Consider the following 13,397-nt stretch of genomic DNA (forward strand, 5'->3'; position numbering starts at 1 on the left):
TCTTTACAATAATAATATTTTATAGTATAATGTAAGCGTATACATAAAAAGATTAATTCAGTAGGTGAACTAATAGAATTCATCACTTTAGTTTTTCGATTCCAATTTGTTTATAGAAAGGAGAATTCTTATGATATATACAAAATTGGTGTTGTTTATTACCTTTCTTGTAATAAGCTTGTTACCTGATAAGATTTTTGGAAAAAATAAAAAAATTTGGAAAATAGTTCTTGCAATATTGATGGTGGCAACAGCATTATCATTTATGTACTAAGTTATTTTAAGAATGTAGGGAAATAAACCCTACATTCTTTCTTTTTAGCTTTTTCCTGTATCACAATGCATTATTTTAAAATACTATATCTTATATTTGTTTTTTGAGTATAAAGGAAACTGTCCCAAGAAGCGTGTGGAGTTTACAGTATCAACATTTCCGATGATATCAATTTTCTTGACTTCGCCTACTTTCACACACTACCATGTATATCATCCGTTTTGATTATCTCGCACTTTTATCGCATATAATCTTTCAACTTCACCAAATTTATAACAAGTGAAAGCTATGTTAAACCAGGCCTTCAGTGAGGATCATTACACAAATACGATTCTCCATAGCGATCAAAGTTAGCAATACCAACATGATTCTTATCATCGGTTTCTAGAGAATAAGGAAATTCAGCCATCCATGTCGCGCAAGGGTAACAGCCCAGACAACGGTATGATGGAGTCCCTCTTTTGTATTTTGAAATCGGAGATGTTTTTACGGTTATGAGAAGCACTTTAGTTCTTTAGAAGACCTTGAACAAGCAATTGTGAACTACATTAATTACTACAACAACAAACGAATCAAAGTTAAACTAAAAGGACATAGCTCTGTTCAATACAGAACTAAATCCTTCGGAGAAATAAATTGTCTAACTTTTGGGGGTCCGTACAAAGCATCAAAGGCTTGAGGTTCACTTATTTTAATCCGTTAGTTCCACACAGAAGGCATCCCATGGAGCCAAGGTTTGTTTTTCAACTGCTTCTTTAGCAGTAGTGTTTTCAATCAAGATTGACTTAACTCTTCCTTCTACTGCTAAGCCTTGTTTTTCATTGGACAAGTTAGCCACAACTAAGAAACGTCGGTCTCTAACTTTACGAATATAGGCAAAGACCTTATCAACCGTATCAAGCAATTCAAAGTCAGCGCGAATCAGCCAACTGTTTTCCTTGCGGATTTGAACGAGTTTTTGATAAGTATAGAAAATTGAATCTGGATTTGCCAGTGCTTCTTGAACGCTGATTTCTTCGTAGTTTGGATTAACTGCCAACCAAGGTTGACCTGTTGAGAAGCCAGCGTTTTTACTCTCATCCCATTGCATCGGGGTACGGGCATTATCACGACCAATGACACGGATGCTGTCCATGATTTCTTCAATCGGAACGCCTTTTTCAAGAGCCTCACGCGCATAGTTAAGGGATTCAATATCTTCTACTTGGTCCAGTGTTTCAAACGGATAGTTGGTCATCCCAATCTCTTCACCCTGGTAGATATAGGGAGTCCCTCTCATAAGATGAAGTAGGATTGCAAAGGCTTTGGCGGATTTTTCACGGTATTCTTGGTCATTTCCCCAGATAGAGACGATACGAGGAAGATCATGGTTGTTCCAGAAGAGGGAATTCCAGCCGTCTTCAACTCCTAACTCTGTCTGCCATTTGTTAAAAATCTCTTTTAACTTCCCTACATTTAACTCTTTTTGGTAGTGCCACTTAGGTTGCCCTTCCTGATACTGAAGACAGATGTGTTCAAACTGGAAGACCATAGACAATTCTTGTCCCTTTGGATCAGAGTAGAACTTAGCAATCTCGGGCGTTGCTCCCCAGGTCTCCCCTACTGTCAAGAGATCCTTATCTCCAAAGGTCGCCTGATTCATTTCCTTGAGATAGGGATGGAGCATAGGACCGTTATTGACTACTTTCTCATCAGGAATTTTTCCAATCATGTCAATAACATCCATACGGAAACCACCAATTCCTTTATGAATCCAGTAGTTCATCATCTCGTAAATTTTCTGGCGAAGTTTTTCGTTCTCCCAGTTGAGATCAGGCTGTTTCTTGCTGAAAAAGTGGAGATAGTATTGACCAGACTTTTCATCGTATTCCCAAGCAGACCCACTAAAGATAGACTCCAAATCATTGGGCTCATCCCGCCAGATATAGTAGTCACGCTCGGGGCTGTCAGGATTTTCACAGGCCTCGACAAACCAAGCATGTTCATCTGAGGTATGATTGACCACCAAGTCCATGATAATTCGAATGTCACGCTTCTTGGCTTCCGTGATCAATTTATCCATATCCTCCATAGTCCCAAAAATAGCTGCAATTGCTTGATAATCGGCAATATCATAGCCATTATCATCCATAGGACTGTCATAAACGGGAGAAAGCCAGATCGCTGTGATTCCTAACTTAGCTAGATAGTCCAACTTACTAGTAATTCCTGGCAAATCACCAATCCCATCTCCGTTGCTATCCATAAAACTCTTTGGATAGACTTGATAGACTACGGCATTGTGCCACCATTTTTCTTGCATCTTCTTACCTCATTATTTTAATAATCTATAATCTATGATAGCGCTTTTTAAAACTTAGTACAAGCGTTTGCCTAATCTTTTTAATTTCTTTTTTGACTCCATAGTTTCCTATCTTCCAATTTTTTATTATAATAGAGGTCAGAGGTAAAAAAATGAAAAAACAAGCTTTTAGTTCTGAACAATATTTAAATCTACAACGCGACCATATCTTGGAGCGCATTAACCAATTTGACGGCAAGCTCTATTTGGAGTTTGGAGGCAAAATGTTAGAAGATTTCCACGCTGCTCGTGTACTTCCCGGTTATGAGCCTGACAACAAGATCAAGCTCTTGCAAGAATTGAAAGAGCAAGTTGAGGTTGTGATTGCCATCAACGCAAGCAACATCGAACATTCCAAAGCACGTGGTGACCTAGGCATTTCTTATGACCAAGAAGTTCTTCGTTTGATTGACAAATTCAATGAACTGGGAATTTTTGTTGGTTCTGTTGTCATCACACAGTATGCTGGCCAACCTGCTGCAGATGCCTTCCGCAACCAGTTAGATAAAAACGGGATTGATTCTTATCTTCATTATCCAATCAAAGGATATCCGACTGATATGGACCACATCATTTCTCCAGAAGGCATGGGGAAAAACGACTACATCAAAACCAGTCGCAACTTGATCGTCGTAACTGCTCCTGGACCTGGTTCTGGAAAATTGGCCACTTGTATGTCCAATATGTACCACGACCAACTCAATGGCATTAAGTCTGGTTACGCTAAGTTTGAAACCTTTCCAGTCTGGAACCTTCCCCTTCATCACCCAGTCAATTTGGCCTACGAGGCTGCAACCGCAGACCTTGATGATGTCAATATGATTGACCCTTTCCATCTCCAAACCTACGAAGAAACCACTGTCAATTACAACCGTGATATCGAAATTTTCCCAGTTCTCAAACGTATGTTGGAACGCATTCTTGGTGAGTCTCCATACGCTTCACCAACAGACATGGGTGTCAACATGGTTGGTTTTGCTATTACAGATGATGAAGCTGCTGTCGAAGCCTCTAAACAAGAAATCATCCGACGCTACTATCAAACTGTTCTTGATTTTAAAGCTGAAAAAGTCGGAGAAACTGCTGTCAAAAAAATCGAGTTGCTCATGAACGACCTCGGTATCACACCTGCAGACCGTAAGGTTGCTGTCGCAGCACGTCAAAAGGCTGAAGAAACCGGTGGCCCTGCCCTAGCCCTTGAATTGCCAAATGGGGAAATCGTAACTGGTAAAAACTCTGAACTCTTTGGTCCTACAGCAGCCGCCTTGATCAATGCCATCAAAAAATCAGCTGACATCGCTAAGAAAGTGAAACTAATCGAGCCTGAAGTCGTTAAACCAATTCAAGGTCTTAAAATCAATCATCTAGGTAGCCGTAATCCGCGCCTACATTCAAATGAAATTCTCATTGCCCTTGCTATTACAGCCATGGAAAATCCTGACGCAGCACGTGCAATGGAAGAACTTGGTAACCTCAAAGGTAGCGAAGCCCACTCTACCATCATCTTGACCGATGAAGACAAGAATGTCCTTCGCAAACTAGGTATCAACGTAACCTTTGATCCTTACTACCAATACGATCGCTTGTATCGCAAATAAAAACTCAAACCTCTCCTTTCTTGGAGAGGTTTTCTCTCTATCTCAAGAGCATCCTTTATGATATAATGAAAGAAGAAAACTGAAAGGATTTACCATGTCAAAAGAAGTTATTGTCGAAAGTTTTGAACTAGACCACACCATTGTTAAAGCACCCTATGTTCGCTTGATTGGGGAAGAAACAGGGCCGAAGGGAGATGTCATCTCCAACTTTGATATTCGCTTGGTGCAACCAAATGAGGACTCTATCCCAACCGCTGGCCTTCACACTATCGAGCATCTCTTGGCCAAACTCATCCGTACCCGCATTGACGGCATGATTGACTGCTCGCCCTTCGGTTGCCGTACTGGTTTCCACATGATTATGTGGGGACGCCATACTAGCGCTGAAATTGCAGCCGTTATCAAGGACTCGCTCAAGGAAATCGCTGAGACTACTACTTGGGAAGATGTCCCTGGAACAACCATCGAATCTTGCGGAAACTACAAGGACCACAGCCTCTTTTCTGCTAAGGAATGGGCGAAGCTCATCCTGGAACAAGGAATCTCAGATGATGCCTTTGAGCGTCATGTCATCTAAACACAAAAGGAACCAGCTTTTTAGCTAGTTCCTTCTTTTTTTATTCTCAAAATCTTGTGTTAGGCTTTTTCACGAATGACCAAAACGCCATCTTCCATATCTGCGTCCAGATGTTTGGCATCTAGATGATCCAAGTGGAAGTCTGTCACCTTATCACGAATTTGTTGTTCAACCACGCGACGGAGAGGACGAACACCCATAACTTCGTCATAGCCTTCTTCTGTGATAAAGTCCTTAGCTGCTTGGCTAACTTCAAGGTCGATTCCTTTCTTAGCCAAAGTTTGGTTGACTTCAGCCAACATCAAGTCCACAATCTTAGAAAGGTCTTCCTTATTCAAGTGTGAGAACTCGATAACAGCGTTAAAGCGGTTAAGGAACTCTGGACGGAAGAATGGTTTCAAGCGATCCATCAACTCTGGTTTGTCCGCATCTTCTGTCAAGTTGGCTTCATAGCCAAAGCCAGCATTTGATGTCGCGATAATGACAGTATTCTTGAAGTTCACTGTATTTCCTTGACCATCAGTCAAACGACCGTCATCCAAGACTTGGAGGAGAAGTGTAATGACTTGAGGATCCGCCTTTTCAATCTCATCCAAGAGAATGATAGAGTAAGGATTACGACGAACACGTTCTGTCAAGGTATTGCTATTGTCATCATACCCCACATAACCTGCTGTTGTACCAATCAATTTAGAAACAGCTGTTCGGTCACTGTATTCAGACATATCCAAACGGATGATCGCATCTTTAGTACCAAACATATCGAGCGCTAATTGCTTAGCAAGTTCTGTCTTACCAACCCCAGTTGGACCTACAAAGAGGAAGCTACCGATTGGGCGATTGCCTTCATCAAATCCTGCACGGTTACGACGAATAGCACGAGCCACTGCTTCTACTGCCTTGTCTTGGCCGATTACCTTGTGTTCCAAGCGATGAGCCATATCTTTCAAACGTTCGATGTCTGACGCTCCCATTTGTGATACCGGAATACCTGTCATTCGCTCTACAGACTCAGCCACATCGTTGATGCTGGCAGTCACTTTCATGTCTTCTGTGTGATTTTCGACTTTTTTCTCTAATTCTGCAATGCGAGTTTTGGCATTAAGAGCTGCTTCAAAATCTTCTGCCTCAACTGCTTTCTCTTGCTTGTCTTTTTCTGCCTCGATTTCCCGTTCAACAGCATGAACATCTGTTACTGGATGTTGAGCTGCCAAGTGAGCTGCCGTTACATCGACAAGGTCGATAGCCTTATCTGGCAAGCTACGTTGAGGAATGTATTGGACAGAATAATCCACTGCTGCTTTCAAGACTTCATCTGGCAAGATGACATTGTGGTGTTGTTGATAGAGGTCACGAATGCCTTGAAGGATTTTAAAGGTATCCTCTGCTGAAGGAGCATTGACCTTGACTTCGTTGAAACGACGAGCAAGGGCTGCATTCTTCAAGATAGTGTTACGGTATTCGTCTTGAGTTGTTGCCCCAATAACGGTCAACTCACCACGGGAGAGAGCTGGCTTGAGAATGTCCGCAAGACCTTTAGATCCACTGTCTCCACCAGTGCTACCAGCACCGAGGATTTGGTGAATTTCATCAAAGAAGAGGATAATATTTCCTGCTTCTTTCACTTCGTTTACTAGATTTTGAACGTTTTCTTCAAAGCTACCACGGTATTGAGTACCAGCCTCAAGACCTGAGATATCAATGGAAATGATTTCCTTGTTCTTGATGGCAGCCGGAACATCTCCATTCACAATAGCTTGTGCTAGGCCTTCGACAACGGCTGTCTTACCAACACCTGCATCTCCGACAAGAACAGGATTGTTTTTGGTACGACGTGAGAGGATTTCAGATGTTTCTTGAATTTCCTTGTTTCGTCCAACAACAGGATCCAACTTGCCTTCACGAGCTTCCGCTGTCAAGTTACGACCTAGTTTAGCAAGGACACCGTCTTGTTTCATACCTGAAGCGTGTTGTTGCATTTGCGCATCAGATTCTGCATTTCCTGGTAATTGCCCCGTTGCACGATACTGAGCAAATTCCTCAGGTGTCACTTCTCGTCCATTAATCAAGTAGCGACGGTTTTCAGAACTGTATCCTCGCATACCACCCATCAATTGGTTAAATAAATCATCCATGTTGTTAAAGTTATTAAAGTTGTTGTTCATATTCTTTACCTCGTTTATTGTTAAATATTTGCGATCTCTGATATTGACTATCTTTGACCTTTGTTTTAAAAATTTTAGACTAGCTAACTAGCTACTCTACGTATAATTTCTGGTTTTTCTTTTTTAAATAAGGCTTTTATCATCTTCTTTTCAAAGTCTGTTAGATTAAACATAGGCCTCACCCCTTTCTTGGGATTCTATAGCTCATTCTCAAAGACTAATTTCTTGAAAGTGAGCTATTTAAGGAATTCAGTTTCCTTATGTTTCTACTATACCACTTTGGTCAGTAAAAGTCAATAACTTTTTTGACTAAATTTGACTATTTTTAAAAAATTTTTTGAAGCACAAAAAAGCCCCTAGAAAACGAATTTTCTAGAGACTTTCTCTATCAAGTTTAAGAGAGAAGTAGAATTCTCACTTACCAAGTTTCATGTTTCATATTTCTTCTACGAAAGCTTAAGCTTTACGTTTTACGAAGAATACCAATCCACTCAATGCCAAGACTACAAATCCAATTGCTGAGAAGATAGATGTTGCTTCACCTGTATTTGGAAGTTCAGCTTGACCTTTTTCCTCAGTTGCTGGAGGTGTTGGTTTTTGATCCTCAGTTTGTTCTGGGACATTTGGTTTTGTTCCTTGATCATTTGGTGTTGGATCCGGTGTTGGATCTGGATCCGGTGTTGGATCTGGAGTTGGTTTTGGATCTGGAGTTGGCGTTGGATCTGGAGTTGGCGCTGGATCTGGAGTTGGCGCTGGATCTGGAGTTGGTTTTGGATCTGGAGTTGGCGTTGGCGCTGGATCTGGAGTTGGGTTTGGATCTGGCGTGTAGATGTTTTTGAAGACACTACCTGCTGGGTATTCAACAGCCGCCTTCAAGGCGTTTGTTGCTGCATCTTTGGTTACTGTTACTTTTACAGTCTTTTCTGTATCGTAAGTAATACCAGTTGCTCCAGCATTCACTTCTTTTACAGTATAAGTATGAACACCTTCTGCATCATAGTTGATTACATTAAATGTTACTTTTCCAGCTTGGTTTGTTTTTGTATCTAGTTTGTTTGTATCTTCATACAATTCAAATTGGAATTCACCATCAACCAAAGCACGACCAGTCAATTCTTTCGTAAACTCAAGTGTTGCTGATGTAGCTGCTGGAGCCGGTGGAACTGGTGCTGTATAAGTGTTGGTGAAGACACGTTCTGCATCCGCAGCTTTTACAGTCGCAATCAATTGACCTTGACCGTTATCTACTACATTCACTTCCACTGTGTAGGATTCAGTTGAATAAGTCACACCTTTTTCGTCACCTTTTACTTCGGTAATGGTATAAGTGTGCTCGCCTGCTTCGGTGTAGTTGACGTTGAAGACAACTTCGCCTGAAGCAGTGTTCTTAGCTGTAGCCACAACGGCATCTTTTTCTTTCAATTCGAAAGTGTAAGCGTCAGCTACAAGCTCTTTACCTGTAATCTTCTTAGTTGCTTTGATTGTCGCATCTGTTGAAGCGGCTTTATAAACGTTTGTGAATGGACGTTCTGCATCCGCATCTTTTACAGTCGCAACCAATTGACCTTGACCGTTATCTACTACATTCACTTCCACTGTGTAGGATTCAGTTGAATAAGTCACACCTTTTTCGTCACCTTTTACTTCGGTAATGGTGTAAGTGTGCTCGCCTGCTTCGGTGTAGTTGACGTTGAAGACAACTTCGCCTGAAGCAGTGTTCTTAGCTGTAGCTACAACGGTATCTTTTTCTTTCAATTCGAAAGTATAAGCATCAGCTACAAGTGCTTTACCTGTAATCTTCTTAGTTGCTTTGATTGTCGCATCTGTTGAAGCGGCTTTATATGTGTTGGTGAAAGTTGGCTCTGCTGAAGTGACAGAAGCTTTCAATACACCACCTTGGAATGCTGCGGTTACAGTAACTTCCTTGCCTTCCTCATCAAATGTGATACCATCGATTGCTTTTGAAGTATCTTCTTTGATGATGTAGCGATAGGTTCCTGCACCTTTCAATTCGATATTCTCAAAGGTAATCGTTCCGTCAGCTTTTGATTTCGCTGTAGCTACTGGAGTCTTCAAGTTCTCTGCTGTGTATAAGTTGAAAGTAAACTCATCTGCTTTAGGAAGTTTATCTGTACGACCTTCTACCACTTTCTTAGCAGTCACATTGAATACAACTGGAACTGGTTCATCTGTAAGATTAATAGTAGAACCTGCTGCTCCGAGTTTAACTGTATACTCTTTCTCATCTAGCTTATAGCCAGCTGGAGCTGTCTTCTCTTTAATCCTGAAAGTTTTACCTTTCCATTTCTGATCATAAGTTCTAGTCAGTGCTACTCCTTTTTCATTTGTAGTCACTTCTGTTGTTTCACTTGCATCATCTGCTGCCGTTACAGTATAAACTGCTCCTTGAACAGGTTCAAGAGTGAAGGCATCAGTCTTATGAATCTTAATTTGGTAAGCTGTAGAAGCCACGATAGTCCCTGAAATCAAGGAAGTCGCTTCTGATTTCATGCTAAGAGCTCCTGGACGACTTGTATTTTGAGCCAGTTTTGTTCCGTCTGCTAGAGACAAGGCTGCGATATTTGCTACTTTAGTACCATCATTTGGAGTTGTTGTATTATAAGTAACAAAGTAAGATGTCGTTCCATCTTTAAAAGTTATATCGAATGAAGTATAGTTTTCATTCCACGAAACAGTATAGTCTTGTCCCTCAGTTAACAATACTGCATCATCTGGAACAGCAGAAGTCCCAACAGTGATATTTGCCTTGTAAACTTTTAGAGTCTCAGGAATATACTGTGCGGGAGTGTAACTAGTATCATCATTTGGTATAGTATCATGTAATACAATGTTTTGTCCCAAGTCTTGTTTCTCTGTATTTACACGTACCCGCCAATTTGAAACAGCATCTCCCTTGCTAACCGAACCAATCTCAGCTAATCTAGGAGAATTCCAACTTTCAAGGGCAGCACGACCCCCAATTTTAGCGTAATTTTCAGTACCAACTTTGGGACCATCGATTGTTTTTGATGAATAAATGTGAGTCACTTCTTGCTTCAATGAGGATGAATTAAAGTTAATGCGGGTTTTATTCTGATCTTTTAAGAATCTAAAAGAAACAGAAAAATTCCCTGACACATCCTTTACCTTATCTCCACCAGTTTTCTCTAGATATTTATCCAAATTTTTCAAGGTGATTTTTGCTTTCCCACCTTGATCAGTACCATTTGAAGTCACTTCAGCTTCTCCAATAGTAACTTTTGTTGTCGGATCAATTAAATCCTGACTCCCCTCATAAACTGCCATAGGAGCAGGTATATCAAAGGTAAAATAATCTCCATTATTCAGATCTTCATTATACTGTTTGAGATCAAAGGTCACGCGAAGCTTATATGCTAAATTCGTACGAAGCGAGAAATCTCCTTCTGAACTCACATTTTGCTTAGTATCTGAAGCATCTAACAGATCAATTCCTGTAATTACTTGTGTCAATTCTTTTGAAACAGGATTATCTGCTTTAACAATGCCTACCAAAACAGATGCTAGACCTAAAATAGCAAAAGCTAACGCAGAAAATTTAGAAAGCATTTTTAACGCTTTGCTTTTCAACATTTCTTCTCCTCTTTTCTATATGAAATTTTTATTTCTAATCTCCCTAAGAGATTAGATCATACCATTTTGACAACCCCTATCACTACTAGAGTTTATCTATTTTATTATAACATTTCAATACAATCTATTCAAGTTTAATTACTTGAAAATAGGTTTTTATAAGATTTTATTATATTTTTCTTTTAAATTTCAACACATTGTCACCATAATGAACAAAGTCTCTCAGTATTTTTCATATGATATATCGAAAATTTAGTTTGTAGATATAGAAAGAAAGCCAGTCCTATAGACTAGCTTTCTTTCTATATTCTAATTAAATCTTAGCTCAATGCGTCATCCATTGAAAGAACTTCGTGGAAGACACGTTGTGTCAATTCAGTTTTTTGTTCTGGAGTGAGGTATTTAGTGTTTACACAGTATCCAGAGATACGTACGATAACGTCTTCACCTGACATAATCTTTTCGTAAACATCGTTCAAGTCCATAACGTTCAAGTTAACGTGTTGTCCACCGTTTTCGAAGTAACCATCAAGGATTGTTACCAAGTTATCAACTTGTTCGTCACGAGTCTTACCAAGAGCACGTGGAGAAACTTGAGTTGTCAATGAGATACCGTCAGCTGCGTAACCAAAGTCTAGGCTAGCAAGTGAGTTCAAGTTTTGCAACCATCCACCTTTAGCTTTGTTAGATGGGTTAGCACCTGGTGAGAAGAACTCAAGTTTAGACAAGTTCACAGAACCATCTTCGTTGAGGTATACACCTTTGTGGACTGGTGAGTTACCAGTTTGTTTAGAGTAAGCAACGTTAGATGTGATAGTCAAAAGTGATACTGTAGCTTCAGCGTCTTTATAAAGCTTGTGGCTACGTAGACGAGTTGTGTAAGCTTCGATCAACCATTCAGCCAATTCGTTTGAACGAGGATCATCTTCACCCCAACGTGGGTATTCACCGATTGTTTCATAATCGTAAATATAGCCATTTTCATCACGGATTGGTTTAACTGTAGCGTACTTGATAGCTGACAATGTATCAACAGTGTTAGCAAATCCACAGATACCGAATCCCATGTTAGCGCGTTGTTTAGTTGGCAAGAAGGCCATTTGAACAGCTTCGTAGTTGTACTTGTCAGTCATGTAGTGGATGATGTTCAAAGCATCTACGTAAGTGTCAGTCAACCAGTCAAGAGATTTTTCGAAGTTGGCTTTAACTGATTCGAATTCAAGAACTTCGTCACGGATAGGATCGATGTCAAATACCTTATAGTCTTTGTGAACATCGTCGTAACCACCGTTCAAACCAGTAAGAAGAGCTTTAAGAACGTTTACACGAGCACCGAAGTACTGGATGTTGTGGCGTTGATCTTCGTTTTCTGGGTCAAGTGGAGATACACAACATGAGATACAGCTCATTTCTCCGTATCCGTCTTTAGCCATTGTTGTTACACCTTCGTATTGGATAGAAGAGTGTTTGTGGCTCATGTGCATACAGTAGCGACGGAAGTTGTATGGCAATTTGTCAGTCCAAAGAACTGTCAAGTTTGGTTCTGGTGAGTTACCGATGTTGTCAAGAGTGTTCAAGAAACGGTAGTCCATCTTAGTAACACGGTGACGACCGTCATTACCCATACCAGCCATAGAAGTTGTGATGAAGGTTGGGTCACCTGAGTACAATTGATCATAAGATTTTGTACGAGCAAATTTAACTGTACGAAGTTTCATAACGAAATCATCAACAAATTCTTGGATTTCTGATTCAGTAAATGTACCACGAGCAAGGTCACGTTCTGCAAAGATGTCCAATACGATTGGCACACGACCTAGAGATGTAGCAGCACCGTTGATCACACGACAGACAGCCATGAAAGCAATGTTAACCCATTGGATTGCTTCTTTGACGTTCATCGCTGGTTTGCGAACATCAACCCCGTAAAGGTCACCCAAGCGAACAACTTGTTGCAATGCTTGATATTGAAGGTTGATTTCTTCACGAAGACGAATTGTTTCTTCATCGATTTCTTCGATTGAGTTCCAATCGTTTACTTTTTCTTGCATCAAGTAGTCTGCACCGTAAAGAGCAAGACGTGCGTAAACACCAATGATACGTCCACGTGAGTATGCATCTGGAAGACCAGTTACAGTGTGAGCGTGGCGAGCACGACGGATGTTTGAAGTGTAGGCACGGAAGATACCGTCGTTAACTGTTGTTACGTATTTAGTGAAGATTTCGTGAACAGCCGGATCTGGTTCGTATCCATTTTCTTTCAAAGTAGTTTCAGCCATACGGATACCACCTTTTGGCATGAAGTTCAATTTGAAAAGTTCATCATTTTGGATACCAAAGATCACTTCGTTTTCTTTGTCGATAAATCCAGCAGGAATATCAGCAATAGATGTTGGACGAGTGTCCATTGGGAAACGAGTTTCTTCGTAGTGTGCTTTTGTTTCTTCTACGATTTTTTTAATGTGAAGTGAACGTTCTGTTGGTCCAGCAAGGAAACTTTCATCTCCATCATAAGGTGTGTAGTTAGCTTGAACGAAGCGAGAAATACTTGCTTTTTCTTTCCAATCTACGCCTTTGAAGCCTTCCCAAGCTCTATCAAAAATGTCTTGTGCTTCAACAACTGTCTTAACAACCATGTTAATGTCCTCTTTTTTCTAGCAACAGTCATCTGTTACATTCTTGAGACAAGTATACCATACAGTAACCGATTTCAACAAGAGAAAACCGGCATTTTAAACGCTTTCTTTTATAATACAGTCTCTTTTTCGTTCTTATCTGTATTATATTTTTGAAAGTCAGGTTGGACTTTCCCACTTTTTCAGAAAAAAAG

The 13,397-nt window shown here is 40.3% G+C and carries 6 protein-coding genes and 1 pseudogene; 3 read left to right on the forward strand and 4 right to left on the reverse strand.

Annotated features, from left to right (window positions below; all coding sequences use genetic code 11):
- Nucleotides 1–514 precede the first annotated feature (514 nt).
- A pseudogene (locus tag ACLV7H_RS08415) lies at nucleotides 515–953 on the forward strand (IS3 family transposase); the annotation flags it as partial.
- A gap of 12 nt (nucleotides 954–965) precedes the next feature.
- Here the strand turns inward: ACLV7H_RS08415 and ACLV7H_RS08420 are convergent.
- Nucleotides 966–2,576 carry a glycoside hydrolase family 13 protein gene (locus ACLV7H_RS08420; RefSeq protein WP_411866925.1) on the reverse strand — a complete coding sequence of 537 codons (1,611 nt, stop codon included), beginning with the start codon at nucleotides 2,574–2,576 and terminating at the stop codon, nucleotides 966–968.
- A gap of 152 nt (nucleotides 2,577–2,728) precedes the next feature.
- On the opposite strand from ACLV7H_RS08420, the gene ACLV7H_RS08425 reads away from it, so the two are divergent.
- Both ACLV7H_RS08425 and ACLV7H_RS08430 read left to right on the forward strand, forming a co-directional pair.
- A complete protein-coding gene (locus ACLV7H_RS08425) occupies nucleotides 2,729–4,213 on the forward strand; it encodes a DUF1846 domain-containing protein (protein WP_411866926.1) in 1,485 nt (494 codons plus the stop codon).
- Between the two features lie 94 nt (nucleotides 4,214–4,307).
- Nucleotides 4,308–4,790: an S-ribosylhomocysteine lyase gene (locus ACLV7H_RS08430; protein ID WP_000032557.1), complete on the forward strand. Its 483-nt coding sequence runs from the start codon at nucleotides 4,308–4,310 to the stop codon at nucleotides 4,788–4,790.
- A 59-nt stretch (nucleotides 4,791–4,849) separates the two neighbouring features.
- Here ACLV7H_RS08430 and ACLV7H_RS08435 read toward each other — a convergent pair whose 3' ends face one another.
- From ACLV7H_RS08435 to pflB, 3 genes are all read right to left on the reverse strand, one after another.
- A complete protein-coding gene (locus ACLV7H_RS08435) occupies nucleotides 4,850–6,955 on the reverse strand; it encodes an ATP-dependent Clp protease ATP-binding subunit (protein ID WP_411866927.1) in 2,106 nt (701 codons plus the stop codon).
- Between the two features lie 456 nt (nucleotides 6,956–7,411).
- Nucleotides 7,412–10,567 (reverse strand): Spy0128 family protein, encoded by a 3,156-nt coding sequence (locus ACLV7H_RS08440; RefSeq protein WP_411866928.1) that lies wholly within the window; start codon nucleotides 10,565–10,567, stop codon nucleotides 7,412–7,414.
- A gap of 320 nt (nucleotides 10,568–10,887) precedes the next feature.
- Nucleotides 10,888–13,203, reverse strand: coding sequence for a formate C-acetyltransferase (gene pflB, locus ACLV7H_RS08445; RefSeq protein ID WP_411866929.1), 2,316 nt, complete (start codon nucleotides 13,201–13,203; stop codon nucleotides 10,888–10,890).
- Nucleotides 13,204–13,397: the final 194 nt, after the last annotated feature.

Source organism: Streptococcus oralis, from assembly GCF_965111685.1.
GTDB lineage: Bacteria > Bacillota > Bacilli > Lactobacillales > Streptococcaceae > Streptococcus > Streptococcus oralis_B.

What these genes read in the sequence shown, in the direction of transcription:
- ACLV7H_RS08420 (WP_411866925.1), bottom strand. Translation starts at nt 2,576, where the DNA reads ATGCAAGAAAAATGGTGGCACAATGCCGTAGTCTATCAAGTCTATCCA.
- ACLV7H_RS08425 (WP_411866926.1), top strand. Translation starts at nt 2,729, where the DNA reads ATGAAAAAACAAGCTTTTAGTTCTGAACAATATTTAAATCTACAACGC.
- ACLV7H_RS08430 (WP_000032557.1), top strand. Translation starts at nt 4,308, where the DNA reads ATGTCAAAAGAAGTTATTGTCGAAAGTTTTGAACTAGACCACACCATT.
- ACLV7H_RS08435 (WP_411866927.1), bottom strand. Translation starts at nt 6,955, where the DNA reads ATGAACAACAACTTTAATAACTTTAACAACATGGATGATTTATTTAAC.
- ACLV7H_RS08440 (WP_411866928.1), bottom strand. Translation starts at nt 10,567, where the DNA reads ATGTTGAAAAGCAAAGCGTTAAAAATGCTTTCTAAATTTTCTGCGTTA.
- pflB (WP_411866929.1), bottom strand. Translation starts at nt 13,203, where the DNA reads ATGGTTGTTAAGACAGTTGTTGAAGCACAAGACATTTTTGATAGAGCT.